The organism is Pseudomonas solani, assembly GCF_026072635.1.
GTDB classification, from domain to species: Bacteria; Pseudomonadota; Gammaproteobacteria; order Pseudomonadales; family Pseudomonadaceae; genus Metapseudomonas; species Metapseudomonas solani.
In genome coordinates, this window is sequence record NZ_AP023081.1 from 1,287,211 (window position 1) to 1,313,300 (window position 26,090).

General features: G+C 65.7%; 25 protein-coding genes. 13 read left to right on the plus strand and 12 right to left on the minus strand.

Annotated features, from left to right (window positions below):
- Window positions 1-13 precede the first annotated feature (13 nt).
- The 4 genes from PSm6_RS06085 to PSm6_RS06100 form a co-directional block, all read right to left on the minus strand.
- Window positions 14-2,350 carry a TonB-dependent receptor family protein gene (locus PSm6_RS06085; RefSeq protein WP_265169755.1) on the minus strand — a complete coding sequence of 779 codons (2,337 nt, stop codon included), beginning with the start codon at window positions 2,348-2,350 and terminating at the stop codon, window positions 14-16.
- A gap of 61 nt (window positions 2,351-2,411) precedes the next feature.
- On the minus strand, window positions 2,412-3,176 hold the full coding sequence (locus PSm6_RS06090; RefSeq protein ID WP_031287627.1) for an energy transducer TonB family protein: 765 nt from the start codon (window positions 3,174-3,176) through the stop codon (window positions 2,412-2,414).
- 4 nt (window positions 3,177-3,180) lie between these two features.
- Window positions 3,181-3,588 (minus strand): ExbD/TolR family protein, encoded by a 408-nt coding sequence (locus tag PSm6_RS06095; RefSeq protein WP_021219306.1) that lies wholly within the window; start codon window positions 3,586-3,588, stop codon window positions 3,181-3,183.
- Between the two features lie 50 nt (window positions 3,589-3,638).
- A complete protein-coding gene (locus PSm6_RS06100; RefSeq protein WP_236205938.1) occupies window positions 3,639-3,824 on the minus strand; it encodes a hypothetical protein in 186 nt (61 codons plus the stop codon).
- Between the two features lie 208 nt (window positions 3,825-4,032).
- Here PSm6_RS06100 and aphA point away from each other — a divergent pair, with 208 nt between their 5' ends.
- Window positions 4,033-4,680 (plus strand): acid phosphatase AphA, encoded by a 648-nt coding sequence (aphA, locus tag PSm6_RS06105; protein ID WP_265169756.1) that lies wholly within the window; start codon window positions 4,033-4,035, stop codon window positions 4,678-4,680.
- On the opposite strand, the gene PSm6_RS06110 is transcribed toward aphA, so the two are convergent.
- The 6 genes from PSm6_RS06110 to PSm6_RS06135 form a co-directional block, all read right to left on the minus strand.
- Entirely contained in the window at window positions 4,674-5,570 is an 897-nt protein-coding gene (locus tag PSm6_RS06110) for a ChaN family lipoprotein (RefSeq protein ID WP_265169757.1), read from the minus strand. The two genes, aphA and PSm6_RS06110, sit on opposite strands and share 7 nt — an antisense overlap.
- A 21-nt stretch (window positions 5,571-5,591) precedes the next feature.
- Window positions 5,592-6,359 carry a heme ABC transporter ATP-binding protein gene (locus PSm6_RS06115; RefSeq protein WP_265169758.1) on the minus strand — a complete coding sequence of 256 codons (768 nt, stop codon included), beginning with the start codon at window positions 6,357-6,359 and terminating at the stop codon, window positions 5,592-5,594.
- Window positions 6,359-7,396: a FecCD family ABC transporter permease gene (locus PSm6_RS06120; RefSeq protein WP_265169759.1), complete on the minus strand. Its 1,038-nt coding sequence runs from the start codon at window positions 7,394-7,396 to the stop codon at window positions 6,359-6,361. The genes PSm6_RS06115 and PSm6_RS06120 overlap by 1 nt, the downstream gene beginning before the upstream one ends.
- Window positions 7,393-8,292 carry a heme/hemin ABC transporter substrate-binding protein gene (locus PSm6_RS06125; protein WP_265169760.1) on the minus strand — a complete coding sequence of 300 codons (900 nt, stop codon included), beginning with the start codon at window positions 8,290-8,292 and terminating at the stop codon, window positions 7,393-7,395. Before PSm6_RS06125 ends, PSm6_RS06120 begins: the two co-directional genes overlap by 4 nt.
- Before the next feature lie 85 nt (window positions 8,293-8,377).
- Complete coding sequence (locus PSm6_RS06130) at window positions 8,378-9,442, minus strand: hemin-degrading factor (protein WP_043244455.1); 1,065 nt, start codon at window positions 9,440-9,442, stop codon at window positions 8,378-8,380.
- An 18-nt stretch (window positions 9,443-9,460) separates the two neighbouring features.
- Complete coding sequence (locus PSm6_RS06135) at window positions 9,461-10,057, minus strand: energy transducer TonB (RefSeq protein WP_265169761.1); 597 nt, start codon at window positions 10,055-10,057, stop codon at window positions 9,461-9,463.
- A gap of 347 nt (window positions 10,058-10,404) precedes the next feature.
- Between PSm6_RS06135 and PSm6_RS06140 the strand changes: the two genes are divergently transcribed.
- Window positions 10,405-12,600, plus strand: a complete 2,196-nt coding sequence (locus tag PSm6_RS06140) for a TonB-dependent hemoglobin/transferrin/lactoferrin family receptor (protein ID WP_265170505.1) — start codon at window positions 10,405-10,407, stop codon at window positions 12,598-12,600.
- An 80-nt stretch (window positions 12,601-12,680) separates the two neighbouring features.
- Window positions 12,681-12,998 carry a Rieske (2Fe-2S) protein gene (locus tag PSm6_RS06145; protein ID WP_265169762.1) on the plus strand — a complete coding sequence of 106 codons (318 nt, stop codon included), beginning with the start codon at window positions 12,681-12,683 and terminating at the stop codon, window positions 12,996-12,998.
- A 139-nt stretch (window positions 12,999-13,137) separates the two neighbouring features.
- Here PSm6_RS06145 and sfsA read toward each other — a convergent pair whose 3' ends face one another.
- Window positions 13,138-13,845, minus strand: coding sequence for a DNA/RNA nuclease SfsA (sfsA, locus tag PSm6_RS06150; protein ID WP_265169763.1), 708 nt, complete (start codon window positions 13,843-13,845; stop codon window positions 13,138-13,140).
- Window positions 13,842-15,023 carry a pyridoxal phosphate-dependent aminotransferase gene (locus PSm6_RS06155; RefSeq protein ID WP_021219317.1) on the minus strand — a complete coding sequence of 394 codons (1,182 nt, stop codon included), beginning with the start codon at window positions 15,021-15,023 and terminating at the stop codon, window positions 13,842-13,844. The genes sfsA and PSm6_RS06155 overlap by 4 nt, the downstream gene beginning before the upstream one ends.
- A gap of 192 nt (window positions 15,024-15,215) precedes the next feature.
- On the opposite strand from PSm6_RS06155, the gene dksA reads away from it, so the two are divergent.
- From dksA to panD, 10 genes are all read left to right on the plus strand, one after another.
- Complete coding sequence (dksA, locus tag PSm6_RS06160) at window positions 15,216-15,659, plus strand: RNA polymerase-binding protein DksA (protein ID WP_015478905.1); 444 nt, start codon at window positions 15,216-15,218, stop codon at window positions 15,657-15,659.
- Between the two features lie 54 nt (window positions 15,660-15,713).
- On the plus strand, window positions 15,714-16,601 hold the full coding sequence (gene gluQRS / locus PSm6_RS06165) for a tRNA glutamyl-Q(34) synthetase GluQRS (protein ID WP_021219318.1): 888 nt from the start codon (window positions 15,714-15,716) through the stop codon (window positions 16,599-16,601).
- A 68-nt stretch (window positions 16,602-16,669) separates the two neighbouring features.
- Window positions 16,670-16,846 carry a hypothetical protein gene (locus PSm6_RS06170; protein WP_003095129.1) on the plus strand — a complete coding sequence of 59 codons (177 nt, stop codon included), beginning with the start codon at window positions 16,670-16,672 and terminating at the stop codon, window positions 16,844-16,846.
- A complete protein-coding gene (locus PSm6_RS06175; protein ID WP_031287630.1) occupies window positions 16,830-19,784 on the plus strand; it encodes a sensor histidine kinase in 2,955 nt (984 codons plus the stop codon). Before PSm6_RS06170 ends, PSm6_RS06175 begins: the two co-directional genes overlap by 17 nt.
- 23 nt (window positions 19,785-19,807) lie before the next feature.
- The gene (locus tag PSm6_RS06180) at window positions 19,808-21,232 is read left to right on the plus strand and encodes a sigma-54-dependent transcriptional regulator (RefSeq protein ID WP_021219320.1); all 1,425 of its coding nucleotides are present in this window, start codon (window positions 19,808-19,810) and stop codon (window positions 21,230-21,232) included.
- A gap of 683 nt (window positions 21,233-21,915) precedes the next feature.
- Window positions 21,916-23,316 carry a polynucleotide adenylyltransferase PcnB gene (locus PSm6_RS06185; protein WP_184491005.1) on the plus strand — a complete coding sequence of 467 codons (1,401 nt, stop codon included), beginning with the start codon at window positions 21,916-21,918 and terminating at the stop codon, window positions 23,314-23,316.
- Between the two features lie 2 nt (window positions 23,317-23,318).
- Window positions 23,319-23,831, plus strand: coding sequence for a 2-amino-4-hydroxy-6-hydroxymethyldihydropteridine diphosphokinase (folK, locus tag PSm6_RS06190; protein WP_265169764.1), 513 nt, complete (start codon window positions 23,319-23,321; stop codon window positions 23,829-23,831).
- A gap of 103 nt (window positions 23,832-23,934) precedes the next feature.
- Entirely contained in the window at window positions 23,935-24,735 is an 801-nt protein-coding gene (gene panB / locus PSm6_RS06195) for a 3-methyl-2-oxobutanoate hydroxymethyltransferase (RefSeq protein ID WP_263404323.1), read from the plus strand.
- Complete coding sequence (gene panC / locus PSm6_RS06200; RefSeq protein ID WP_021219324.1) at window positions 24,732-25,592, plus strand: pantoate--beta-alanine ligase; 861 nt, start codon at window positions 24,732-24,734, stop codon at window positions 25,590-25,592. Before panB ends, panC begins: the two co-directional genes overlap by 4 nt.
- A gap of 82 nt (window positions 25,593-25,674) precedes the next feature.
- On the plus strand, window positions 25,675-26,055 hold the full coding sequence (gene panD, locus PSm6_RS06205) for an aspartate 1-decarboxylase (RefSeq protein ID WP_021219325.1): 381 nt from the start codon (window positions 25,675-25,677) through the stop codon (window positions 26,053-26,055).
- Window positions 26,056-26,090 lie beyond the last annotated feature (35 nt).

The window sequence follows — 26,090 nt, forward strand, 5'->3', positions numbered from 1 at the left end:
ACTTCGGGGTGGATTAGAAGGAGCCTTCCAGGGTGATGGAGGCCACGCGCTCTTCACCGATGGTGTAGAACGGCGAGTTGGCGCCCGCGAAAGCGGAGCCGGAGCCGTTGTAGCGCACGGAGTTGAACGACACCGACTTGACGCCGCTCAGGTACTCCTTGTCGAACAGGTTGGTCACCGAGAAGCGCACAGCGGCGCTCTTCAGCGCAGTGCCCTGCACCGGCAGGCGTACACCCAGGTTCAGGTCGGCGACGACGAAGTCGGGGATGCTCTCGTCGTTGGTCATGTCGCCGTACTGGCGGCCCACGTAGCGGCCGGCGATGTTGCCGTAGTAACGGCCGTCGTCGTAGCCCAGGCTCAGGTTGAACATGTTCTTCGGCACGGCGGCCACCTGCTTGCCTTCGGTGGGCAGGTAGACGTTGCGGGTCAGGATGGAGTCCTGCTGCTCGGCCTCGGTGTAGGTGTAGGACGCGTAGTAGTTGAAGTTGTAGGGCAGCAGGCCGCTCCACTCCAGCTCCACGCCCTGGTTGATCACCTTGCCGACGTTGAGCATTTCGTAGTCGTTGGCCGCCTGGTTGTAGCTGGAGACCTGGCGATCGGTGAAGGTCAGGTAGAACAGCGTCGCGCCGAGGGTCATGTCCTCGGTGGTGAAGCGCCAGCCGACCTCGTTGTTCCAGCTCAGCTCGGGCTTCAGCTCGATGGAGCTGCCGGCGTTGTAGAGCACGTAGTTCGGCGGCGTGCGCATGTTGCGGGTCAGGTTGTAGAAGACCTGGTTCTCGTCATCCAGCTGGTACTTGGCGCTGAAGCTCGGCAGGAACTCGTGGTACTTCTGGTTCTTCTTGCCAGGCCTCCTGTCGACGGTGCTGCCGGTGGCCAGGGAAACCTTCTTCTCGCCCTGGCGCTCGGAGTGGTCGTAGGCCAGGCCGGCGGTGATGGTCAGGTCCGGGGTCGCGTACCAGGTGTCCTGGACGAACAGCTTCTGGCTCGGCGTGGTGGTGAACCAGTTACGGCCCTGGACGACGGTGCCGTTGGCATCGCGCACCTGGTTGCTGTCGTGGAAGTCACCCCAGATATCCACAGGCTTGCCTTCGGCATCCAGGGAGATGAAGGGCTGGGTCTGGCGCTGGCGCGCACGCTCATACCAGTAACCCACGTCGAAGGTGTGTTCGTCGTTGATCATCCAGGTGAGCTTGGTGTTGACGCCAGGGCGCCAGGTCTCGGTCCAGGACGGGCGGTAGTAGAGGCCGCTGGTGGGACTGCCGTCGGCCGCGTAGTCGGCCGAGGTCCCCAGGTTGCCCAGGTTGTACTGGTTGGAACCGGTGGACGTGCGGTTGAGGCTGGCGGCGTTGCCGTAGGTGGAATAGCTGCCGCCGTTGGCCCAGTAGTAATAGGGCATCACGGTCAGCGTGACGTCATCGTCGAGTTGGAAACGACCGGTGATCTGGGTGGTGAGGTTTTCGAACGGGTTGCGGTTGATGGCGTAGCTGGACGCCGTCATGTTGGTGTTGCCACCCACGGTGGTGTAGGTCGGCCGGTCGGCGAACTCGTAGCGCGGGTCGGCCTTGAACTGCGCCTTGCTGGCAGTGGCGTAGTTGTAGTTTTCCTGTTTGTGGTACCGGACGATCGCGTTGAGGCTGTTGCCCTCGCCGAACTTGTACAGGCTGTTCAGCTCGACCTTCTCCGCGTCCAGGTCGCCCTTGCCCTTCCACTTGTCGGCGTTGGTCTTGGACACGGAGATGTAGTTCGACAGGCCCATGTATTCGCCGGTGTTCAGGCGCACGAAGGACTTGGTCAGGTTGTTGCTGCCGAGGGTCTGCTTGGCGAAGACGCCGAAGTCCTTCTCGGGCGGCAACGACACCAGGCCGATGTTGCCGCCGGAGGCGCCGATGTGCGGCGCGTCGATCTCGGACGAACCCTGGGTGGCGAAGACCTCGCCGAGGTTCTCCGGGTCGCCCATCAGGTTCGGGTACAGCTCGTAGCTGCCGGAATCGTTGATCGGGATGCCATCCATGGAAACGCCGATCTGGTCGGATTGCATGCCGCGCATGGTGAAGGTGGTGCCGCTGAGGCCGGTGGAGTCGTTAGAGCTGACGTTGATACCCGGCTTATATTTCAGCTTGTCGATGGCGTTCGCCGCCGGCGCCATCTTTTCCAGCGCCTCTTTGGTGATGGTGGTGCGCGCCTTGCCCGCCTCCTCAACCACCATCTGGCCATTGCCCAGGTTCTGCCCGGTGACTTTCACCTTGCCCACATCAACGGAATCTGCGGACTCTTCAGCGGCCAGCGCCGCCATCGTCCATCCCCCCAGGCCAGCGGCCAGGAACATTGCAAATAACTTATTAAACTTCACGGACCAAACTCCTCGATAAAAAGGAACGCCTTCGTTTATTGGTTTAGTTATGGGTACTTGATCACTCGACGTTGTAACTAAAGGTCGCCGTAAATCGTTGTTTGTCTTTTCCCTGGAAGGCTTCGCTCGGGAACGGCGAAACTTTTTCCAATCGACGCAAACTTGTTTGTGCAGCCTTGTTCAGCAACATGTTCGTTGCCTTGCTTTCAATGCCTGCATCCAGGACATTCCCCACTCGGTCCACCAACAGCCAGACCACCACGTTGCCTTCGGGGCGCTGCAACGAAGCCTCGCGACCACGCGGGTATTGCTTGTATTTCTCCAGCTCCTTGCGCAGGGCGGCGGTGTAGACGCCCTCCATCGCCGCGCTGTTGTCGCGGGGTGCGGGCGGCGCCACCGGCACGCTCACCGGGGCCGGTGCGGGTGTCGGAGCCGGGGCTGGCGCTGCCTTGGCCACCACGGGCGGCGCGGACTTGGGCTCCTGCTTGACCACCTGCGGCTTGGGTTTCTCCACCTGTTTCACCACAGGCTTGGGCACCGGTTTGGGGACGGGCTTGGGCTTCGGCGGCTCGATCACCACCGGCTCCTCGACTTCGGGCTCGGGCAGCGGCTCGGGTTCCGGCTGCGGCGCCTCGACCACGGGTTCCGGCTCGGGCGGTGGCGGCATGAAATCGGCCGGATCCACCAGCGCGATTTCCACGGCGCTGTCGTCGTACTTGGGTTTCATCTGCAAGCTCTGCGAACTGGCGGAATAAACGAATACGAGAAGCAGGCAAGCCGCCGGCACACACGCAATGAACTTGCGAGTTCGATAGATAGGAAACATGGCGTCAGGATTTACGCGTGGCGATGGAAACGGAAGAGAAGCCATTGCCCTTGAGCAAGTCCATCACCGCCACCAGGCGCTTAACTTCCACGCCCTGGTCGCTATTGATGATGATGACCAACTTCTCGGCCGTGCCTTCCAGCACTTTCAACTGTTCGACCAGCAGGCTCTCGCTGACATCCTGGCCATCGAGCTGCAACTTCTCGTCGAGGCCCAGAGTGATCACCGCCTTGTTCTGCGGCTTCAGCTGCTGGGCATGGGCGGCCGTCGGCAACTGCGTCTTGATGCCTACGGCGGGAATCACGTTGAGACTCACCAGCACGAAAAACACCAGCAGGAACATCATCACATCGATCATCGGGATGATCTCGATGTGGGCCTTCTTCTTCTTCGCAACGTCCCAGCTACGCATGAGGACACAACCTCCCACAGTCATCAGCGATGGGCGGCCTCAACCTGCCCTCATTTGATCCTGACCATCAACGCAGGATTGGCGCGAATGATGGCGAGTTCATGTAACGCTTTGATGACAGCACGGAGCGTGCCAGAAACTGACTTCACAATCAGTATTGAAATAAGCGTTTGATTTGCATGGCCCGCAGCAGAGGCTCCTGGCCAATGAATACCGATCAGGTCACATCTGTCCATGCCCCAATCTGGCGACTTCCACGAAAAGCCCGCACCAAGTTGTCTCAACAGACAGGATCAAACGGATATCGTCCGACAATTTATCAACCTGTCATCTCCGTCAGGTTTCATGGGGGCAGCCGCAGCGCGCGACGCAAGCCTTTCCGCGCCCGTGGCGGCATGCCGGTTGCTAGCCAACCGACGAGCAAACCCATCGATGGAGTACGCAATGCGCAAGACGATCCACGCCCTGGCCCTCGCTGTCGCGGCAGCCTTCCCCACCGCCTTGCTGGCGGAGGAAATACTGCCTTCGGAGGTGCACTGGGTTTCGGTCGAGGAGATCGGCAGCAGCCTGTCGGGGCAGGCGCCCATCAGCGTCGGTTTCGATATCGACGACACGCTGCTGTTTTCCAGCCCCTGCTTCTATCACGGCAAGCAGAAGTACTCGCCAGGCAGCGACGCCTACCTGCACGACATGCGCTTCTGGCAGGAAACCAATGGCGGTTGCGACCGCTACTCGCTGCCCAAAGAAGTGGGGCGCAGGCTGATCGACCTGCACCAGGCCCGGGGCGACCGCATCTTCTTCATCACTGGCCGGCCGAGCACGCCCGGGGAGAAGCTCAGCGAGATCCTCCAGCAGACCTTCGCCATCAAGGCGATGAACCCGGTGATCTTCTCGTCCGGCCCGGAAAAGGCCGCGTTCATCCGCCAGCAGGGCATCGCGCTCTACTACGGCGATTCGGACAGCGATATCCGCTCGGCGCGGGACGCCGGCATCCGCGGCGTGCGGGTGATGCGTGCCGCCTCCTCGACCAATCAGCCGCTACCGGAGAACGGCGCGCTGGGCGAGGAGGTGATCATCGATTCGGATCACTGAGCCGGCTGCATCCGCTCGCGCAACTCGGCGCAGTGATCCTTGGCCGGCAGCGCGGCGGTGTACCAGACGTAGTCGGCGCTGCCGGGCTCCACGGTCTTGCCTGCCTCGGCGAGGATCAGCACCGCACTGCCCTCCCCCGCACCGAGATCGGCCAGGTGCAGCGGCACGCCCAGGTCGCGTCGCACATGGAAAGCACCGGCGAACAGCAACGCCGGTTGCGGGGCCGCCAGCAGGCGCTCGGCCATGCGCCGGTCACGCTGCTGCTGCACGGCGAGCATGGCCGGGAACTGGCTCTCCGGCAGCAGCCCGCAATGGGATTCGCGGATCTGCTCGCGCAGGGCGCCCTGGACGGTGGCCGTGGTCGAGGCGGTGCCGCTTAGCGCTGGCTGCTCGCCATAGATGCGCATGATCTCGCTGCGATCCAGGTTCGCCGCCAGCAGCGGGTAGGGCTGGGCCAGCGCATGGCGCACGATCGGGCCGTACAGCGCCCAGTCCCAGTTCTTCTGCCAAGCCAGCGCGCTTTCCAGCTCACCTTCGCCGGCGCCGGAACGGATGCGTGCGTGCACGGCATCCACCTTGGCCTGCTGGTCGGGGTTGAGCATTTCCAGCAGCAGGCTGCCCTGGCTGCGACGGCCTTCCAGCGCCTGCAGCAACCACAGCTGCAGGGCGTGGTGGTCGGGGTTGTCATGCTGCTCGCCCACCAGCACGCGCGGCGCCTCGGCAAGACGGTCGAGCAATTGTTGCGGGCTCAGGGTTTCGCCACTGCGCAGGTCGCGGATCACACCGAGATCGGCATGCTGGCGGGCCTCCGGGCTCTGCCACTGCGGCAAGGGCGGGGTGGCCTGGCACGCCGCCAGGGACGCGATGATGAGCAGGAGAAGCAGACGCATGGATGGATTCCTCGGGTTCGTTCAGCGCGCGACGATCAGGGGATGGCCGCGTTCCGGGTGGCGCTGCACCAGCACGTCGAGGCCGAACACGGCCTTCAGCGGCTCGGGTTGCAGCACCTCGTCCGGCGTGCCCAGCACATGGGGGCGCCCGTCGCAGAGCAGCAGCAGGCGGTCGCAGTAGCGCGCCGCCAGGTTGAGATCATGAAGGATCACCAGCACCGCGGCGCCACGCTTGGCGAAATCACGCACCGCTTGCAGGGTGGTGTGCTGGTGCAGGGGGTCGAGCATGGAGGTGGGCTCGTCCAGCAGCAGGTGCTGCCCTTCCGCGCCCGGCCACAGCTGCGCCAGCACCCGCGCCAGGTGCACGCGCTGGCGCTCGCCGCCGGAGAGCGCGAGGTAGCTGCGCCCGGCCAGGTGCGCGGCATCGGCCGCCTCCAGGGCTTCGCCGATGATTTCCGCATCGCGCACGCGGCCCGTCGCGTGGGGCAGGCGGCCCATGCCGACCACTTCCTCGACGCGGAAGCCGAAGTTAAGGGTGGAGCTCTGCGGCAACACTGCCAGGCGTTGGGCACGCTGCGGGCCGGTCCACTCGGCAAGCGGCCGCTGCTCCAGGCTGACCTGGCCAGCGGCCAGGCCCAGCTCGCCGCTCAGGGCGCCGAGCAGGGTGCTCTTGCCCGCGCCGTTGGGGCCGAGCACGCCCAGCACTTCGCCGGGGCGCAGCTCCAGGTCCACGCCCGCCAGCACCACGGTGCTGCCACGGTGCACTTCAAGCTGTTCGACACGCAGCATCAGTGACGCCCCCGCAGCAGCAGATAGAGGAAGAAGGGCGCGCCGATCAGCGCGGTGACGATGCCGATGGGCATCTCCGCCGGCGCCAGCACCAGGCGCGCGGCCAGGTCGGCGAACAACAGCAGGCTGGCACCGGCCAACGCCGAGGCCGGCAGCAGGACACGGTGATCCGGCCCGGCGACCAGGCGCACCAGGTGCGGCACCACCAGGCCGATGAAGCCGATCAGCCCCGCAGCGGCCACCGCAGCACCGACGCCCAGCGCCGTGCACAGCACCAGTTCGCGCTTGAGCTTCTCGACTTCGAAGCCCAGGTGACGCGCCTCGGACTCGCCCAGCAGCAAGGCGTTCAGCGCCTTGGCCCGGCGCGGCAGCCACAGCGCCACCGCCCCGGTGATCAGCAGCAGCGGCCACAGCCGTGCATAGCTGGCGCCGTTGAGGCTGCCCAGGTTCCAGAAGGTCAGGGTGCGCAGGGTGGCGTCGTCCGCCAGGTAGGTGAACAAACCGATGCAGGCGAAGGCCAGGGCGTTGAGGGCGATACCGGCGAGCAGCATGGTCACCACGCTGGTCTGCCCGTCGCGACGGCCGAGGCGATAGACCAGCGCCGTTACCCCCAGGCCACCGGCGAAGGCGCAGGCGGAAAGCAGGTAGGGCGCGAGGTTCTCGGACAGCCCGCCGATGGCCGCACCGCCGACGATGGCCACCGCCGCGCCGAGGGCCGCACCGCTGGAAACGCCGACCAGGCCGGGGTCCGCCAGCGGGTTGCGGAACAGGCCCTGCATCGCCACGCCGGACAGCGCCAGCACCGCGCCAACGGCAAGGCCCAGCAAGGTACGCGGCAGGCGGATCTGCCCGAGGATCAGTTCGGCCTGCTCCAGGCCTTCGGGCGCCAGGGGCATTCCGGCCAGGCGCAGAGCAGCGCGCAGGGTGTCGCCCAGGGGCAGGCTCACCGGGCCGAGGGCCAGGGACAGCCAGAGGGCGAGCGCGAGCAAGGCGCCCAGTGCGATGAACAGTGGACGCGAATGTACAGCTGAGGTCATGGCTGGTTCTGGCTGTTAGCGGTCAGGGCTGGAGCCTGAGGATAAAAGCCCGCGGACAGCGCAGCCACTCCATCCGGCAGGCGCGGGCCGAGGCCACCCACCAGCAGGGTCGGGTCCAGCGGCAGCAGGCGGCCCTGCTTGCCGGCGCGGGTCATGGCCAGGGCGGGGTTCTGCTTGAGCAGCGCAGCCTTGGCTTCCTCGCCTTCGAGACGGCGATCGGCGAACACCACCACGTCCGGGTCCAGTGCCGCCAACGCCTCGTTGGAGATCGCCTTGTAGCCGAGGTGATCGGTGATGTTCTGGCCACCGGCCCGTTCGATGATCCAGGCGGCGGCGGTGTCCTTGCCGGCGGCCATGGGGTTGCTGCCGGCATGGCCGAGCAGCAACAGGACGCGCGGCGCCTTCTGCGTGCGCTGGGTCTCGGCGACCCACTTGGCCTGCAGCTCGAAGCGCTGGCTGTAGTCGGCGAAGACCTTTTGCGCGCTGGCCTCGTCACCCAGCAGGCCGCCGATCAGCGTGAGGTTCTTCTCCAGCACCGGCAGCTCGGCCTTGGAGGGCAGTAGCTCGATGCGCACACCCGCCGCCTTGACCTGCTCGATCACCGGCGGCGGGCCCATTTCCTCGGTGCCCAGCAGCATGTCCGGGCGCAGCGAGAGAATGCCCTCGGCGGCCAGCTGGCGCTGGTAGCCGATGCTCGGCAGCGACTTCAGCGAGGCGGGGTTGAGGCTGGTGGTGTCGACGCCCACCAGCTTGCTTTCGCCACCCAGCGCCACTACCCACTCACTGAGAGAGCCGCCGGCACTGACCCAGCGTTGCGGCAGCGGATCGGCGGCCAGCGCCGCTTGGCTCAGGAACAGGCCAGCGCACAGGCCGGCAAGGGAAACAGCAACACGCATCCTATGACTCCTTCAGATTCAGGCGGAACGACGCCCCGGCATGGGCGGGGCGTCGGGGTGGATCGGGCCGGGGCTCGGCCAGGCGTCAGAGCGCCGGGGCGGTCTCGGCCAGGGCACGCCAGTCTTCACGCTCCGGGATGCCCGGCTTGCGCGCGCCGAACAGTTGTACCACCAGTTCGCCCTCGGCATCGAAGGCTTCCCAACTGGTGATCACGCCGTCGCTGCTGGGCTTGCGCACGCGCCACAGTTCGGTCACGCCCGGGGTCTTCAGGTGCAGGTTGAACTCGGGGTCGAGCACGTTGAACCAGGTGTCCATCCACTTCAGGTTCTGCACCGGGCCGCTGTGGATCTGGATGCAGTGGCGGTTGCCGACGAACACCATGATCGGAATTTCCTTCTCGCCGGCCGCTTCCAGCAGGCGCGGCAGCTCGGCGGTGTCCAGCTTCTCGGCCCATTCGGTGCCGGCCAGGCGCAGGGCCTGGGTGCGTGCCGCGCCGTGCTTCTTCAGCAGGGCGAAGAAGTGGTGGGTGTCCTTCAGGGTGGACCAGCCTTCACGCAGGCTGGCGACGTCGATCTCGGCATCGGGCTTGACCGGCTCGGCGGCGGGCAGCGGCTGCAGGTCCAGCTCGGTGCTCTGCTCCTCGGCGCGGAAGCGCTCGACCAGCGGCGCCCAGGCAGCGACCTCGCTGCGCTCGGTGAGGAACACCTTGTGCACGGCCACGCCCTGCTTGTCGAAGATCTGGATGCTGCGCTGGGTGCCGCGCGGGGTCTCTTCGGCGACGGCGAACACGCTGGACCAGCCACCGAGGAACAGGCGCAGGTCGATGTCGGCGGACACCACCAGGCCCATCTGCCCGTTGGCCATCACCGACACGTCGCGGTAGACGCCCTTGCGCTCATGCACGCAATGCTCGTTGCGGGTCAGCGCCATGATGTGGCCCAGCTCGCCCAGCGCGGGCAGCAGGCTCGCCCACTCGGGGCGCAGGCGCACGGCATCCACGCCCAGGCGGCTGGCGGTGAGCTCGCCCTCGCTGACCGAGAGGCGCTCGGCGGCGTCACGGGCGCGCAGGCGCGGCTCTTCGCCACGCAGCGTCTGCCAGGCCTGGTACAGGGCGGGGCCCGCCGTGGCGGTTTGGGTGAGGGCAGTCATGGTGTCACTCCTTCAGGATCAACGGCTCGCCGTAAGGGCGAATTCAATGGGTATTCTCACGCGGCTCGGTACCGGCTCGCCGTCCTGGACCTCGGGACGGAAGCGCCAGCTGGCGACCGCGTTTATGGCCGCTTCGTCGAGGCTTTCGATGCCTGACGAGCGCAGCAATTTCATCTCCCGCAGCCCGCCGCGCTCGTCCAGGCGGACCTCCACCAGGACCACGCCCTGCTGATTGCGGCGGCGCGCCTGGGCCGGGTAGATCGGGGGCTTGGGCGGTGTAAGGAAGGAAGGCTGGTCGATGACCACCTCGGCCTTCGGCAACTTGGCGGCGATGGCGACCTGCTGGGCAGGTGCCGGCTGCGGGGCCGACGCTGCGGCGTGCGCCACGCTCGGCTCGCTGCTGGGGCGGGATTGCGGACGCGGCTGCGGCTTGGGCTCGACGCGAGCGACCTTGCGCGCGGGGGCTTCGGGGCTGACCAGGCGCGGCTTGATGGCAATAGGCTTGGCCTCCGCGACTGGGCGGCTCTGTGGTTCCACCTTGCGGGGAGCCGGTGCCGGACGCGCCACGGGCTCAGCCACGGCAGGCGCCGGCTCGGCCAGGCTGACCAGGTGCACCACGTCCGCCCGGGCCTCTCCCTGGGCGATAGCCGCCTCCGCCCGCAGGTCGTGCAGGAGCCATGCAAGCCCCGCGTGCGCGACAAGCGACAGCGCGAGACAGAGTGGGATACGCGGCATTTTCAAGCCCGAACACATAAATACGAATCAATTTGATAATTGTTTGCATTTGACTGTCAACCTCATTATGTTCGCCACCGATGCCAATCTGCGATCACCAGAGAGGCCGGCGAAAGCGATGGTCAGGACGGCCATCGGGAAAGGCACCCGCGGCATGACGCCCGTGGCCCCGAGCCACACCAGAAGTGCCCGGCCGGTCCCTGGTTGCGCCTTGAACCCGGGAGTCCATCCATGTCGCTTCGCCCCCCTTCGCCCGCCGCCCCTGGCTGGCCTTGCTTCTTCTTTCCCCCTCTCTCGCCCTGGCTGCGGAAAAAACCGCGACCCAGTTCGACACCGTCACCGTTACCGCCACCCGCAGCGAGCAGACGCTCGACCAGGTGCCAAACACGGTGTCGGTAATGACTGAACGAGAGATCGACCAGAAGAACGTAAAAAATATTCAGGATCTGGTGCGTTACGAGCCGGGGGTATCCGTTGGCGGAACGGGCAGCCGCTTCGGCCTGTCCGGTTTCACCATCCGCGGCATCGGTGGCAACCGCGTACTGACCCAGGTGGACGGCGTGAGCATGCCGGACGCCTTTTCCTTCGGCGGCTTCCTGAGCGCTCAGCGCGATTACGTGGACCCGGACACCCTCAAGCAGGTGGAGATCATCCGCGGCCCGGCCAGCTCGCTGTACGGCAGCGACGCCATCGGCGGCGCGGTGAGCTTCCTCACCAAGGACGCGGCCGACTACCTGGACGAAGGCGATGACGCCTACGCCCGCCTGAAGACCGGCTACGACGGCTCCGACGACAGCTGGCTGCGCAGCACCACCCTCGCCGCCCGCCAAGGCAACGTCGATGGCCTGGTGCACATCGGCCGCCGCACCGGCCAGGCACTGGACACCCAGGGCGACATCAGTGGCATAGGCGCGACCCGCGAGGAAGCCAACCCGGTCGACTACACCACCGACAACCTGCTCACCAAGCTCGGCTGGAACTACGCCGAAGGCCAGCGCCTGCAACTGACCTACGAGCGTTACCAGGACGACACCGACACCAAGGTCCTGAGCAACTACAGCAACACCGCCACCATCCGTACCCAGGATGCGCGCGACAGCGTCGACCGCGAGCGCTATTCCCTGCTGCACACCCTGCAGCTGGACAGCCCCATAGCGGACAACGTGCAGAACCAGCTCAGCTACCAGGACAGCCAGACCCGCCAGCGTACCTACGAGAACCGCGTCGTCACGGGTTCGGCGCGCTTCCGTACCCGCGATTCCCACTACGAGGAAAAGCTCTGGGTGCTCAACAGCAAGCTGGACAAATCCTTCAGCATCGCCGGCAGCCGGCACACCCTGGTCTACGGCACCGACCTCAAGCGCCTGAAGAACACCGACCTGCGCGAAGGCGGCGAAACCGTCATAGCCACCGGGGTCAACACGCCGGTCCTGCCGACCAGCGACTTCCCGGACCCGACCACCAACGAGTACGCGGCTTTCGTCCAGGACAACATCGAGATCGGCCGCTGGACCCTGCTGCCGGGCCTGCGCTACGACTATTACGAGATGAAGCCGCACGCCACCGCGCGCTACCTCAATAGCCAGGCGACCGACGCCAACCCGAGCAATTTCACCGACTCGGCCGTATCGCCCAAGTTCGGCGTGACCTACCAGGTCGACGACCAGCACAGCGTCTACGGCCAGTACGCCGCCGGCTTCCGCGCCCCGCAGGCGATCGAGATCTTCGGTGAGTTCGTCAACCCGGGCATGTACCGCACCCTGGCCAACACCAACCTCAAGGCCGAGACCAGCGACAGCTTCGAACTGGGCCTGCGCGGCAAGTACGAGATCGGCAGCTTCGGCGCCGCGCTGTTCTACAACCGCTACGACGACTTCATCGAGCAGGTATCCCGCGCCTCCAGCGTGCCGGGCTTCCCCTTCGGCGAGTTCCAGTACGTCAACCGCGACCGGGTAACCATCCGTGGCTTCGAAGCCAAGGGCGAGCTCTTCCTCGACAAGCTCGGCATGCCGGCCGGCTGGCGCGCCATGAGTTCCGTGGCCTACGCACGTGGCAAGGACGAAGGCACTGGCCAGCCGATCAACAGCGTCGACCCGCTCAAGGGGGTCTTCGGCCTGGGTTATGCACAGCCCGGCGGAAAGTTCGGCGGTGACCTGAGCTGGACCCTGGTGGCGGCCAAGGAACGTATCGACCGCACCCAGACCGCCGGCCAGTACCAGCCCTCGGGCTACGGCCTGCTGGACCTGAACGGCTGGTGGCAGGTCACCGAGGAGTTCTCGGTCAACGCCGGTCTGTTCAACATCACCGACAAGGACTACTGGCAGTGGGGCGATGTACGCGGGCTGACCGAGAACAGCCCCAGCCTGCAGCGTTACAACCAGCCCGGCCGCCACGCCGCGGTCAACCTGGTCTGGGAGATCTGACCCCTTTCAGCGCAAGGACGCGCACCCTCTTGGCAATCCACGGCAGCGCGGGATAATGCCCGCCTGCCGTGGAGACGCCGATGATCCTGCTATGCCGCCCCGACGAACTGGCCGAAGGCCAGAGCCGGGGCTTTCTGATCGATGACCTGAAGCTGCTGCTGGTTCGCCGGGAGGGCCGGGTCCATGCCTACGAAAACCGCTGCCCGCACCGGGGCATTCCCCTGGAATGGCAACCGGACCGTTTTCTCGACGACAGCGGCAGCCTGATCCAGTGCGCCACCCACGGCGCACTGTTCCTTATCGAATCCGGTGAGTGCGTGGCCGGGCCTTGTGCCGGCGAGTCCCTGCGCGCCCTCGACTGCAGCGAGGACGAGCACGGCATCTGGCTGGCGCGTTAGCAGGCTGCTGAAAAACTAACTGCGTTGCCGCTGCGGCGTTGAAAACGCCCTCAAATGCTCATTTACCCTACGTAAACTGCGCTTTTTCGGCCGTTTTCGCCTTGCGTCGGCTGCCTCGTCTACGTTTTTCAAAGGCCTGCTAGCCGAGCACCTGCAACTTGCGCTGCAGCACCAGCCCTTCAGGGCTGACCTCGGCGCCATAGGCGAGCACCTCCACCCCGGCGGCCTTGGCGTCGGCCAGCGCTGCGGCGTAAGCCGGGTCGATCTCCTCCGCCGCGCGCACGGCCTCGATGCCGGAGAGATTGACGCAATAGAACTGCACCGCGCGCATGCCCTGGCGCGCCAGCGCTGCCAGCTCGCGCAGGTGCTTGCTGCCCCGCACCGTGACGGCGTCGGGGAAGGCCGCCACGGCGGTGCCGTCGAAGCCCAGGGTCACGCTTTTCACTTCCACGAACACCTCGCCCGTCGGGTAGTCCAGGCGGAAGTCGGCGCGGCTGTTTTCCACGCCGTAGGCGACCTCGCGCTTGAGCGCGATGAAGCCGGCCAGCTCGGGAATCAGGTCGGCGCGCAGGGCTTCCTCGACCAGGGCGTTGGCCCGTGCGGTGTTCACACAGGCCAGGCGCCCCTGGGGCGTTTCGGTGATTTCCCAGGTGCCGGGGAGCTTGCGCTTGGGGTCGTTGGAGCGGCTGAACCAGACCCGGCAGCCTTCGCTCATGCAGTTGAGCATCGAGCCGGTGTTCGGGCAGTGGATGGTCAACAGCTCGCCGTCGAGGGTCTCGATATCGGCGAGGAAGCGCTTGTAGCGACGCAGCAGGCGGCCCTGCTCCAGGGGCGGCTCGAACTTCATGCCGTCAGTGCCGCCCAGGTCTTCAGGCCACGGGCGATGCGCTGCACCGCCTCTTCCAGGCGCGGCAGGCTCTGGGTGTAGGCGAAACGCACATGCTGGTTGGCCAGGTGGCGACCGAAATCCAGGCCCGGGGTGAAGGCCACGTGCTCGGTTTCGATGAAGTGCCGGCAGAAGGCGTAGGCGTCCTGGGTGAAGGCGGAAACATCTGCATATAGATAGAAGGCGCCTTCCGGCTCGACGGCGATGCGGAAGCCCAGCTCGCGCAGGGCGGGCAGCAGGTAGTCGCGACGGCGGGCGAACTCGATGCGCCGCTCTTCGAGTATCGCCAGGGTATCCGGCTCGAAGCAGGCCAGGGCAGCGTGCTGGGCCATGGACGGGGCGCTGATGTAGAGGTTCTGCGCCAGCTTCTCCAGCTCAGGCACCGCGTCCGTCGGCGCCACCAGCCAGCCGAGCCGCCAGCCGGTCATGCCGAAGTACTTGGAGAAGCTGTTGAGCACGAAGGCGTCGTCATCCACCTCCAGCACGCTGGCGGCATCCACGCCGTAGGTGAGGCCGTGGTAGATCTCGTCGACCACCAGGTGCCCGCCCTTGGCCTTCAGCGCGGCGGAAAGGCCGCCCAGCTCATCGCGGGTGAGCAGCGTGCCGGTGGGGTTAGCGGGCGAGGCGACCAGGGCGCCGACGCTGTCGCCATCCCAGTAGCGCTCCACCAGGTTCGGGGTGAGCTGGTAGCGGCTTTCGGGGCCGACCGGCACCAGTTGCGCCGCGCCTTCCACCAGGCGCAGGAAGTGACGGTTGCAGGGGTAGCCCGGGTCGGCGAGCAGCCAGTGGCGGCCCGGGTCGACCAGCAGGCTCGCGGCCAGCAACAAAGCCCCCGAACCGCCGGGAGTAATCAGGATGCGTTCGGGGTCGATATCCAGGTCGTAGCGATCGCCATAGAACCCGGCGATGGCGCTGCGCAGTTGCGGCAGGCCCCGTGCGGCGGTGTAGCGCGTGTGGCCGGCGGCCAGGGCAGCCTGCCCCGCCTGGACGATGGGCGCGGCGGTGGTGAAGTCCGGCTCGCCGATCTCCAGGTGGATGACGTCATGCCCCTGGGCCTGCAATTCGTTGGCGCGAGCCAGCAGGGCCATCACGTGGAAGGGTTCTATGGCACGGCTGCGTGCACTGTATGACTGGGCCATCGGCCTTCCTTTATTAACGCAAAGAGCGGATTCTACCGAATGGTCCGGGAAGGCTGCAGCAACCAAGATAACTGGGAGTAGCGTGCCCGGAGTCGATCTGGTAAGTTCGCCCGCTTGCAGTCGCAGGGCCGGGTTACCGGCGATGGACCAGAACCTGCGCAATGGATTAGAGAAAGTGAGAGGCGGCCATTCATGCCCACCAAAGCTAAGCAACAGAGCAGCCAACTGATCCGTGGTTTCGAGCCCTACCAGGAAACCAAGGGTGAGGAATACATGAGTGATCGCATGCGCGCTCACTTCACCAGCATCCTCAACAAGTGGAAGGTTGAGCTGATGGAAGAAGTGGATCGTACCGTGCACCACATGCAGGACGAAGCCGCTAACTTCCCCGATCCGGCCGACCGCGCCAGCCAGGAAGAAGAATTCAGCCTGGAACTGCGTGCCCGTGACCGCGAGCGCAAGCTGATCAAGAAGATCGACGAGACCCTGCAGCTGATCGAAGACAACGATTACGGCTGGTGCGACTCCTGCGGCGTCGAGATCGGCATCCGCCGCCTCGAGGCACGCCCCACCGCTACGCTCTGCATCGATTGCAAGACGCTGGCGGAGATCAAGGAAAAGCAACTCGGTTCCTGATCCCAGAACGGGGCGCTTCGGCGCCCCGTTTCGTTTCAGCAGGCCCGCATCCCAATGAGCTCCCCTGCCTACATCGGCCGCTTCGCTCCCACGCCCAGCGGTTATCTGCACTTCGGCTCCCTTGTCGCCGCCCTCGCCTCCTACCTCGACGCCCGCGCCGTGGGTGGCCGCTGGCTGCTGCGCATGGAGGACCTCGACCCACCCCGTGAAGTGGCCGGCGCCCAGGACGCGATACTGCGCACCCTGGAAAGCTACGGCTTCGAGTGGGACGGTGAACGGGTGCGCCAGAGCGATCGCCACGACGTCTATGCCCAGGTGATCGACCGCCTGTTCGACCAGGGCCTGGCCTATGCCTGCACCTGCTCGCGCAAGCAGCTCGAAGGCCATCAGGGCGTCTACCCCGGTTTCTGCCGCAATGCACTGCACCCTCAGCACGACGCAGCGATCCGCCTGCGCGTGCCGGAACTCATCTATGGCTTCACCGACCGCGTGCAGGGCGAGTTCCGCCAGCACCTGGGGCGTGAAGTCGGCGATTTCGTCATCCGCCGACGCGACGGCCTCTACGCCTACCAACTGGCAGTCGTGCTCGACGACGCCTGGCAGGGCATGACCGATGTGGTGCGCGGCGCCGACCTGCTCGACTCCACGCCGCGCCAGCTGTACCTGCAGGAGCTGCTGGGCCTGCCGCAGCCGCGCTACCTGCACGTGCCGCTGATCATCCAGCCGGACGGCCACAAGCTGGGCAAGTCTTACCGCTCCCCACCGCTGCCGACCGACCAGGCCGCCCCGCTGCTCAACCGCGCACTCCGCGCACTGGGCCAGCGCCCCCCGCAAGAGCTCGCCGACGCCAGCGCGCGCGAGGTGCTGGACTGGGGCATCGCCAACTGGGACGCCACGCGCATCCCCGGCAGCCGCACCCTGGCCGAAGCGCAATTGCGCTAGGCGCCATCCCCCTCGCACCGGCATCGGGCATTCGCTACCATCGCCGCACTCCCGACGTGAGATGCGGCATGTATATCTACCGACTGGTCCTGCTCCTGGTGGTGGGGATCTACCTGTTCTCCCCCGCCATCATGGATTGGTGGATCGACCCCAATGGGGCCTGGTACCGCCCCTACCTGCTCTGGCTGATCCTGATCGTGGTGACCTTCATCCTCCAGAGCCAACGCGATGCTGACGAGCTTTAGCCTGAGCCAGCTGATCCTGATCAGCGCGGCTTACCTGTTCACCCTGTTCGGCGTCGCCTGGCTCAGCGACCGTGGTTTCGTACCGCGGCGCATCGTCCGCCATCCGTTGACCTACACCCTGTCGCTGGGCGTCTACGCCAGCGCCTGGGCCTTCTATGGCACGGTCGGCCTGGCCTACCAGTACGGCTACGGCTTCCTCGCCAGCTACCTGGGCATCTCCGGCGCCTTCCTCCTCGCGCCCGTGCTGCTCTACCCGATCCTACGCATCACCCGCACCTACCAGCTGTCTTCGCTGGCGGACCTGTTCGCCTTCCGCTTCCGCAGCACCTGGGCCGGGGCGCTGACCACGCTGTTCATGCTGGTGGGTGTGCTGCCGCTGCTGGCATTGCAGATCCAGGCGGTGGCGGATTCCATCGGCATCCTCACCCGCGAGCCGGTGCACGACCGCGTGGCCCTGAGCTTCTGCGCCCTGATCACACTGTTCACCATCCTCTTCGGTGCACGCCACATCGCCACGAGGGAGAAACACGAGGGCCTGGTGTTCGCCATCGCCTTCGAATCCCTGGTCAAGCTCACCGCCCTGGGCGGCATCGGCCTCTACGCGCTGTACGGCGTGTTCGGCGGCCCCCATGAACTGGAACTGTGGCTGCTGCAGAACCAGGCGGCGCTTTCCACCCTGCACACGCCACTGCAGGAAGGCCCCTGGCGCACGCTGCTGCTGGTGTTCTTCGCCTCGGCCATCGTGATGCCGCACATGTATCACATGACCTTCACCGAGAACCTCAACCCCCGCGCCATGGTCAGCGCCAGCTGGGGCCTGCCGCTGTTCCTGCTGCTGATGAGCCTGGCGGTGCCGCTGATCCTCTGGGCCGGCCTCAAGCTCGGTGCCACCACCAACCCGGAATACTTCACACTGGGCCTGGGCATCGCCGTGAACAGCGACGCCCTGGCACTGCTCGCCTATGTCGGCGGGCTGTCGGCGGCCAGCGGCCTGATCATCGTGCTGACCCTGGCGCTGTCGGGAATGGCGCTGAACCACCTGGTGCTGCCGCTCTACCAGCCGCCGTCGGAAGGCAACATCTACCGCTGGCTGAAATGGACGCGCCGGGCGCTGATCGTCGCCATCATCATGGCCGGCTACGGCTTCTATCTATTGCTGGGTGCCGAGCAGGACCTTTCCAACCTGGGCATAGTCGCCTTCGTCGCCACCCTGCAGTTCCTTCCCGGCGCCCTGTCGGTGCTTTACTGGCCCACCGCCAACAGCCGCGGCTTCATCGCCGGCTTGCTGGCCGGTATCGGCGTCTGGCTGTTCAGCATGCTGCTGCCGCTGGTGGGCAACCTGCAGGGCATCTACCTGCCGCTGTTCAACGCCATCTATGTGCTCGACGACACCAGCTGGCACATCGCGGCCATCGCCTCGCTGGCCGCCAACGTGCTGGTCTTCACCCTGGTCTCGCTGTTCACCGATGCCAGCGCCGAAGAGCGTGGTGCCGCCGAGGCCTGCGCCGTGGACAACGTGCGCCGCCCGCAACGCCGCGAACTGGTGGCCGGCTCGCCCCAGGAGTTCTCCGCGCAGCTGGCCAAGCCGCTGGGTGCCAAGACCGCGCAGAAGGAGGTGGAGCAAGCCCTGCGCGACCTGCACCTGCCCTTCGACGAGCGCCGCCCCTATGCGCTGCGTCGCCTGCGCGACCGCATCGAAGCCAACCTTTCCGGGCTGATGGGGCCCAGCGTGGCCCAGGACATGGTCGAGACCTTCCTGCCGTACAAGTCCGGCAGCGAAAGCTACGTCACCGAGGACATCCACTTCATCGAGAGCCGCCTGGAGGACTACCACTCCCGCCTCACCGGCCTGGCCGCCGAGCTGGACGCCCTGCGTCGCTACCACCGCCAGACCCTGCAGGAACTGCCGATGGGCGTGTGCTCGCTGGCCAAGGACCAGGAAATCCTCATGTGGAACCGTGCCATGGAGGAGCTCACCGAAATCCCCGCCCAGCGCGTGGTCGGCTCGCGCCTCTCGGCCATCGCCGAACCCTGGAAGGGGCTGCTGGAAAGCTTCATCAACCTGCCCGACGAGCACCTGCATAAGCAGCGCCTGCAGCTGGAGGGCCAGACCCGCTCGCTGAACCTGCACAAGGCGGCCATCGACGAGCCCCTGGCCCCCGGTAACAGTGGCCTGGTACTGCTGGTGGAAGACGTTACCGATACCCAGTTGCTGGAAGACAAACTGGTGCACTCCGAGCGCCTGGCGTCCATCGGTCGCCTCGCCGCCGGCGTCGCCCACGAGATCGGCAACCCCATCACCGGCATTGCCTGCCTGGCGCAGAACCTACGCGAAGAGCGTGAGGGTGATGGCGAGCTCACCGAGATCAGCAGCCAGATACTGGAACAGACCAAGCGCGTGTCACGCATCGTCCAGTCGCTGATGAGCTTCGCCCATGCCGGCGGCCGCCAGCAGGCCACCGAGCCGGTGTGCCTGGCCGACGTGACCCAGGACGCCATCGGCCTGCTGTCGCTGAACAAACGTAGCGTCGACGTGGAGTTCTTCAACCTGTGCGACCCGGAACACGTCGCCGAGGGCGACCCGCAGCGCCTCGCCCAGGTGCTGATCAACCTGCTCTCCAACGCCCGCGACGCCTCCCCGCCCGGTAGCGCGATACGCGTGCGCAGCGAGATATCCGACCACGCGGTCGACCTTATAGTGGAGGACGAAGGGAGCGGGATTCCCAAGGCGATCATGGACCGCCTGTTCGAGCCGTTCTTCACCACCAAGGACCCGGGCAAGGGGACCGGCCTGGGCCTCGCGCTGGTCTATTCGATCGTGGAAGAGCATTATGGCCACATCACCATCGAAAGCCCGGCCGACCCCGAACAACAGCGCGGCACCCGAATCAGGGTGACGTTGCCACGATTTGTCGAAGCGACGTCCGCTGTGATCTGAGACCGTCGAGAGAGCTGAATTTAATGCCACATATTCTCATCGTCGAAGACGAAACCATTATCCGTTCTGCCTTGCGCCGCCTGCTTGAACGCAACCAATACCAGGTCAGCGAAGCAGGTTCCGTCCAGGAAGCCCAGGAGCGCTACAGCATCCCCGGCTTCGACCTGATCGTCAGCGACCTGCGCCTGCCTGGCGCACCGGGCACCGAGCTGATCAAGCTCGCCCAGGGCACCCCGGTGCTGATCATGACCAGCTACGCCAGCCTGCGCTCGGCCGTGGACTCGATGAAAATGGGTGCGGTGGACTACATCGCCAAGCCCTTCGACCACGACGAAATGCTGCAAGCCGTCGCGCGCATCCTCAAGGAGCGCCAGGAAGGCAAAGGCGCCCCGGCCGAACGCAGCGGTAACGCGCGCGGCACGGAAAAAGCCGCAGCGAGCAGCAGCGCCGCAGACGGCGAAATTGGCATCATCGGCTCCTGCGGCGCGATGCAGGAGCTGTACAGCAAGATCCGCAAAGTCTCGCCCACCGACTCCACCGTCCTGATCCAGGGCGAATCCGGTACCGGCAAGGAACTGGTGGCCCGCGCCCTGCACAACCTCTCCCGCCGCGCCAAGGCGCCGCTGATCTCGGTGAACTGCGCCGCGATCCCGGAGACCCTGATCGAGTCCGAACTCTTCGGCCATGAAAAGGGCGCGTTCACCGGCGCCAGCGCCGGCCGCGCAGGCCTGGTCGAGGCGGCCGATGGCGGCACCCTGTTCCTCGATGAAATCGGCGAGCTGCCGCTGGAAGCCCAGGCGCGCCTGTTGCGCGTGCTGCAGGAAGGCGAGATCCGCCGGGTCGGCTCGGTGCAATCGCAGAAGGTCGACGTGCGCCTGATCGCCGCGACCCACCGCGACCTGAAGACGCTGGCCAAGACCGGCCAGTTCCGCGAAGACCTTTATTACCGCCTCCATGTGATCTCGCTGAAGCTGCCCGCCCTGCGCGAGCGCGGAAACGACGTGATCGAGATCGCCCGCGCCTTCCTCGCCCGCCAATGCACACGCATGGGGCGCGAAGACCTGCGCTTCGCCCACGATGCGGAGCAGGCCATCCGTCATTACCCCTGGCCGGGCAACGTGCGCGAACTGGAGAACGCCATCGAGCGCGCGGTGATCCTGTGCGAGAGCCCGGACATCTCCGCCGAGCTTCTAGGCATCGACATAGAACTGGACGACCTGGATGACGACGTCTTCCTCGATTCACCCATGCAAAGCGCCAGCAGCAGCCACGAGCCGACCGAAGACCTGTCACTGGAAGACTACTTCCAGCACTTCGTCCTCGAGCACCAGGATCATATGACCGAGACCGAGCTTGCCCGAAAACTGGGCATCAGCCGCAAATGCCTGTGGGAACGCCGCCAGCGCCTCGGTATCCCCCGTCGCAAATCGGGTGCAGCGACCTCCTGAGGCGGCGAACCTCAGGAGTAGAGCGGTGTGGGCGGATTGCATCGCTTTGTTACCGCGTTAATCTCTCGTAACAAAAGCCGGGTCTTAAGGTAACGAAAGCCCGGCTTTTTTGTACCTGCCGATCCACCCCTGATCTTCGCAAACCCTTGATTTACAAGGATTCGCAAAAGTTGGCACGGCAACTGCTTTATCTCCAGTACAACAACAATAACAAACGTGTAACCCCACAATAAAAACAAGACGTATCGACTCCAGCACAACAAAAACAAAACCGCGGAGGCGCAGCTAACTGATTCTTTTGGAGAGGAGTTGCCTTTGGGGCTCGCCCCACAGCCAGGCTGAGAACAACAAAACTGCCCTAAGGCAGCGCCGGAACTGGTTGGATCACGGAATGATCATGGCACCGTCAGCGTCCAAAGCAATCCGTTTGCTATTGACCCTCGATTCGAGGGCATTTTCAGAGGCCAAGAGCCTGCTGGAACGGGTCAAACAACAAAAACACCAAGCCCGACACAACAATAAAAACAAAGCACGCACCAATTTGGGGGGAGCTTCGGCTCCCCCAGTAGCTTTGACACACCCCCGCCGCTTCCTTCACCATCTCCCGACCCAGTGCTAGAATCCGCGTCCATCGTGCGGTCTTGTTCAATTCTGGCCGTCCATTCCGCAAAACAGTGCATCCCATGCTGAAGAAGCTGATCCAGTCTTTTCGCTCTCCCCTGCGCCGCGCGCAGCATCCCCGCAGCACACCCGAAGTATTGAGCAATCGCCAACACTCGCTTGAGCGTGCGGATATCAGCCGCAACGCGGTGAACGTGGTCGAGCGCCTGCAAAAAGCCGGGTACCAGGCGTACCTGGTCGGGGGTTGCGTGCGCGACCTGCTGCTGAACCTGGAGCCCAAGGACTTCGACGTGGCCACCAGCGCTACGCCCGAGCAGGTCCGCGCGGAGTTCCGCAACGCCCGCGTCATTGGCCGCCGCTTCAAGCTGGTCCATGTGCACTTCGGCCGCGAGATCATCGAGACCGCGACCTTCCGCGCCAACCACCCCCAGGGTGCCGACGAGGAAGACAGCAACCAGTCCTCGCGCAACGAGAGCGGCCGCATCCTGCGGGACAACGTCTACGGCAACCAGGAAGAAGACGCGCAACGCCGCGACTTCACCATGAACGCCCTCTACTACGATCCGGTCACCGAGCGCATCCTCGACTACGCCCACGGCGTACACGACATCCGCAACCGCCTGATCCGCCTGATCGGCGATCCCGAGCAGCGCTACCTCGAAGACCCGGTGCGCATGCTTCGCGCCGTGCGCTTTGCCGCCAAGCTCGGCTTCGAGATAGAGAAGCACAGCGCCGCGCCCATCCGCCGCCTGGCGCCGATGCTGCGGGATATTCCCTCCGCCCGCCTGTTCGACGAGATCCTCAAGCTGTTCCTCGGCGGCAAGGCCGAGCGCACCTTCGAACTGCTGCTGGAATACGACCTCTTCGCCCCGCTATTCCCGGCCGCTGCAGCGTCCCTGGAGCGCGACCCGGAATACGCTGGCGCGCTGATCCGCCAGGCACTGGCGAATACCGACGAACGCATCCGCCAAGGCAAGCCGGTAACCCCCGCCTTCCTCTTCGCCGCCATGCTCTGGCCGGCCCTGCCTGCCCGTGCAGCGCTGCTGCAGGAGCGTGGCATGCCGCCGATCCCGGCCATCCAGGAAGCGGCCCACGGCCTGATCCTCGAACAGTGCCAGCGCACCGCCATTCCCAAGCGTTTCACTATCCCGATCCGCGAGATCTGGGACATGCAGGAGCGCCTGCCGCGCCGCAGTGGCAAACGTGCCGACCTGCTGCTGGAGAACCCGCGCTTCCGCGCCGGCTACGACTTCCTCCTGCTGCGTGAAAGCGCAGGCGAGCAAACCGACGGCCTGGGCGACTGGTGGACCGACTACCAGGAAGCCAGCGACAGCGAGCGTCGCGCCATGATCCGCGACCTCAGCAGCAAGGACGACGGCAGCGGCGCACCGCGCAAGCGGCGCCGTGGCGGCAGCCGTCGCAAACGCGGCCCGCGTGAAGGCTCGGCTCCCGCCAGCGAGTGATGATGGAGCGCATCTATATAGGGCTCGGCAGCAACCTCGCCGAGCCTGCGGCACAACTGGCCTGCGCCCTGCAGGCCATGGCCGCCTTGCCACGCACTCGCCTGGCGGCCGTATCCTCGCTCTACAGCAGCGACCCGCTCGGCCCACCCGACCAGCCCCGCTATGCCAATGCCGTGGCCGCCCTCGACTCCGAACTCATGCCCCTGGAACTGCTCGACGCCCTGCAGGCGATCGAACTCGCCCAGGGCCGCGTGCGCAAGGACGAGCGCTGGGGCCCGCGCACCCTCGATCTGGACATCCTGCTGTTCGGCGAGCGCATGCTCGACGAGCCACGCCTGCAGGTTCCGCACTACCACATGCACGCTCGCGCCTTCGTTCTCTATCCCCTCGCGGAGATAGCCGGCGGTGGCCTGAAGCTCCCCAGCGGCCAGCCCCTGCAAGCACTTCTGGACGCCTGTCCCTTCGAAGGGCTCGAGGTCGTGGGGCGCCTTCCGGGCATGGCGGTAACGCCGTAACAGATCGGTAACACCTGCAATTGACACCATGCCCCACCATCGGGACTATAAGCGTCCCGTTGCCCCGTGCCGGTGCAGAATCGGTACCGATGAGGACGTTTTCATGCCTGATGTGACCCTGACCACCCTTCAAGAGCTGAAGCAGAAAGGCGAGAAGATCGCCATGCTAACGGCCTATGACGCCACCTTCGCCCAGGCCGCGAGCCAGGCCGGTGCCGATGTGCTGCTGGTGGGCGATTCCCTTGGCATGGTCCTGCAAGGCCATGACAGCACCCTGCCGGTGAGCGTCGCCGACATGGCGTACCACACCGCCGCCGTGAAGCGCGGCAACCAGGGCGCGCTGATCATCGCCGACCTGCCGTTCATGGCCTATGCCACCCTGGAGCAGACCTTCGCCAACAGCGCCGCCCTGATGCAGGCCGGCGCGCACATGGTCAAGCTGGAAGGCGCCGCCTGGCTGGCCGAGCCCATCCGCCTGCTGGCCGAGCGCGGCATTCCCGTCTGCGCCCACCTTGGCCTCACCCCGCAAGCGGTGAACATCCTCGGTGGCTACAAGGTGCAAGGCCGCCAGGAAGCCCAGGCCCGCCAGCTGCGCGCCGACGCCATGGCCCTGGAACAGGCCGGCGCCGCCATGCTGCTGCTGGAATGCGTGCCCAGTGAACTGGCCGCCGAAATCACCCAGTCGGTGAAGATCCCGGTCATCGGCATCGGTGCCGGCAGCGCCACCGATGGCCAGGTCCTGGTGATGCACGACATGCTCGGCCTCTCTCTCACCGGCCGCGCGCCCAAGTTCGTGAAGAACTTCATGGAAGGCCAGCCCAGCATCCAGGCCGCCATGGCCGCCTACGTGAAGGCCGTCAAGGACGTCACCTTCCCGGCCGCCGAACACGGATTCTCCGCATGATCACCGTCAAGACCGTCCGCGAGCTGCGGGCCGCCGTGGCCCGTGCTCGTGGCGAAGGCAAGCGCATCGGCCTGGTGCCGACCATGGGCAACCTCCACGCCGGCCATGCCGCGCTGGTGGAAAAAGCCGCCCAGCGCGCCGATTTCGTCGTCGCCAGCATCTTCGTCAACCCGCTGCAGTTCGGCCCCAGCGAAGACCTGGCCAAGTACCCCCGCACCCTGCAGGCCGACCAGGAAAAACTGGTCGCCGCCGGCTGCCACCTGCTGTTCCACCCGGACGTCGAGGAGATGTACCCCGACGGCATGAGCGACCAGACCCGCGTCAGCGTGCCCCTGGTCTCCGAAGGGCTCTGCGGCGCCAGCCGTCCCGGCCACTTCGAAGGTGTCGCCACCGTGGTCAGCAAGCTGTTCAACATGGTCCAGCCGGACCTCGCCCTGTTCGGCGAGAAGGATTTCCAGCAGCTCGCGGTGATCCGCAAGCTGGTCCGCGACCTCAACATGCCGATCCAGGTCATGGGCGAGGCCACGGTGCGCGCCGAAGACGGCCTGGCACTGTCTTCGCGCAACGGCTACCTGAACGAGCAGCAGCGTGCCGCCGCACCGGCCCTGTACCGCATCCTTAAGCAGTTGGCAGCGTCCGTAGCCAGTGGCAACAGCGACTTCGCCGCACTGGAAGCCCAGGGCCGCGACGCGCTGAGCGAGGCCGGTTTCCGCCCCGATTACCTGGAAGTCCGCGAGGCCTCCAGCCTGCGTCCGGCGCAGCCCGGCGAGCGCGACCTGGTGATACTGGCCGCCGCTTACATGGGCACCACACGGCTGATCGACAACCTCGCCTTCAGCCTCGAAAAGCAGGCCTGAAACCCGCGCCCGGCACGGCTTGCCCGCCCCTCGTGGTTCGGGCAAACTCTGCCGCCGCCAGCGTCCAGACAAGGAAAACGCCATGCACGCCATCATGCTCAAGGCCAAGCTGCACCGCGCCGAAGTCACCCACGCCGTACTCGACTACGAAGGCTCCTGCGCCATCGATGGTGAGTGGCTGGACCTCGCCGGCATCCACGAATACGAGCAGATCCAGATCTACAACGTCGACAACGGCGAGCGCTTCACCACCTACGCCATCCGCGGTGAAAACGGCTCGCGCATGATCTCGGTCAACGGCGCTGCCGCGCACAAGGCCAAAGTAGGCGACCGGGTCATCATCTGCGCCTACGCCCACTACAGCGAAGCCGAACTGGCCAGCTTCAAGCCGCGCATGCTTTACATGGCGCCGGGCAACGAGCTGAGCCATACCAGTAACGCCATTCCGGTACAGGTCGCCTAAGCCCTGACCCGCTAGACTGGAAGCCCGGAACACTC

What these genes read in the sequence shown, in the direction of transcription:
- sfsA (WP_265169763.1), bottom strand. Translation starts at nt 13,845, where the DNA reads ATGAAGTTCGAGCCGCCCCTGGAGCAGGGCCGCCTGCTGCGTCGCTAC.
- PSm6_RS06095 (WP_021219306.1), bottom strand. Translation starts at nt 3,588, where the DNA reads ATGCGTAGCTGGGACGTTGCGAAGAAGAAGAAGGCCCACATCGAGATC.
- PSm6_RS06145 (WP_265169762.1), top strand. Translation starts at nt 12,681, where the DNA reads ATGATCCTGCTATGCCGCCCCGACGAACTGGCCGAAGGCCAGAGCCGG.
- panD (WP_021219325.1), top strand. Translation starts at nt 25,675, where the DNA reads ATGCACGCCATCATGCTCAAGGCCAAGCTGCACCGCGCCGAAGTCACC.
- PSm6_RS06100 (WP_236205938.1), bottom strand. Translation starts at nt 3,824, where the DNA reads ATGGACAGATGTGACCTGATCGGTATTCATTGGCCAGGAGCCTCTGCT.
- panC (WP_021219324.1), top strand. Translation starts at nt 24,732, where the DNA reads ATGATCACCGTCAAGACCGTCCGCGAGCTGCGGGCCGCCGTGGCCCGT.
- folK (WP_265169764.1), top strand. Translation starts at nt 23,319, where the DNA reads ATGGAGCGCATCTATATAGGGCTCGGCAGCAACCTCGCCGAGCCTGCG.
- PSm6_RS06175 (WP_031287630.1), top strand. Translation starts at nt 16,830, where the DNA reads ATGCTGACGAGCTTTAGCCTGAGCCAGCTGATCCTGATCAGCGCGGCT.
- gluQRS (WP_021219318.1), top strand. Translation starts at nt 15,714, where the DNA reads ATGAGCTCCCCTGCCTACATCGGCCGCTTCGCTCCCACGCCCAGCGGT.
- dksA (WP_015478905.1), top strand. Translation starts at nt 15,216, where the DNA reads ATGCCCACCAAAGCTAAGCAACAGAGCAGCCAACTGATCCGTGGTTTC.
- PSm6_RS06125 (WP_265169760.1), bottom strand. Translation starts at nt 8,292, where the DNA reads ATGCGTGTTGCTGTTTCCCTTGCCGGCCTGTGCGCTGGCCTGTTCCTG.
- PSm6_RS06155 (WP_021219317.1), bottom strand. Translation starts at nt 15,023, where the DNA reads ATGGCCCAGTCATACAGTGCACGCAGCCGTGCCATAGAACCCTTCCAC.
- PSm6_RS06115 (WP_265169758.1), bottom strand. Translation starts at nt 6,359, where the DNA reads ATGCTGCGTGTCGAACAGCTTGAAGTGCACCGTGGCAGCACCGTGGTG.
- PSm6_RS06120 (WP_265169759.1), bottom strand. Translation starts at nt 7,396, where the DNA reads ATGACCTCAGCTGTACATTCGCGTCCACTGTTCATCGCACTGGGCGCC.
- PSm6_RS06110 (WP_265169757.1), bottom strand. Translation starts at nt 5,570, where the DNA reads ATGCGTCTGCTTCTCCTGCTCATCATCGCGTCCCTGGCGGCGTGCCAG.
- PSm6_RS06090 (WP_031287627.1), bottom strand. Translation starts at nt 3,176, where the DNA reads ATGTTTCCTATCTATCGAACTCGCAAGTTCATTGCGTGTGTGCCGGCG.
- PSm6_RS06185 (WP_184491005.1), top strand. Translation starts at nt 21,916, where the DNA reads ATGCTGAAGAAGCTGATCCAGTCTTTTCGCTCTCCCCTGCGCCGCGCG.
- PSm6_RS06130 (WP_043244455.1), bottom strand. Translation starts at nt 9,442, where the DNA reads ATGACTGCCCTCACCCAAACCGCCACGGCGGGCCCCGCCCTGTACCAG.
- aphA (WP_265169756.1), top strand. Translation starts at nt 4,033, where the DNA reads ATGCGCAAGACGATCCACGCCCTGGCCCTCGCTGTCGCGGCAGCCTTC.
- PSm6_RS06180 (WP_021219320.1), top strand. Translation starts at nt 19,808, where the DNA reads ATGCCACATATTCTCATCGTCGAAGACGAAACCATTATCCGTTCTGCC.
- panB (WP_263404323.1), top strand. Translation starts at nt 23,935, where the DNA reads ATGCCTGATGTGACCCTGACCACCCTTCAAGAGCTGAAGCAGAAAGGC.
- PSm6_RS06170 (WP_003095129.1), top strand. Translation starts at nt 16,670, where the DNA reads ATGTATATCTACCGACTGGTCCTGCTCCTGGTGGTGGGGATCTACCTG.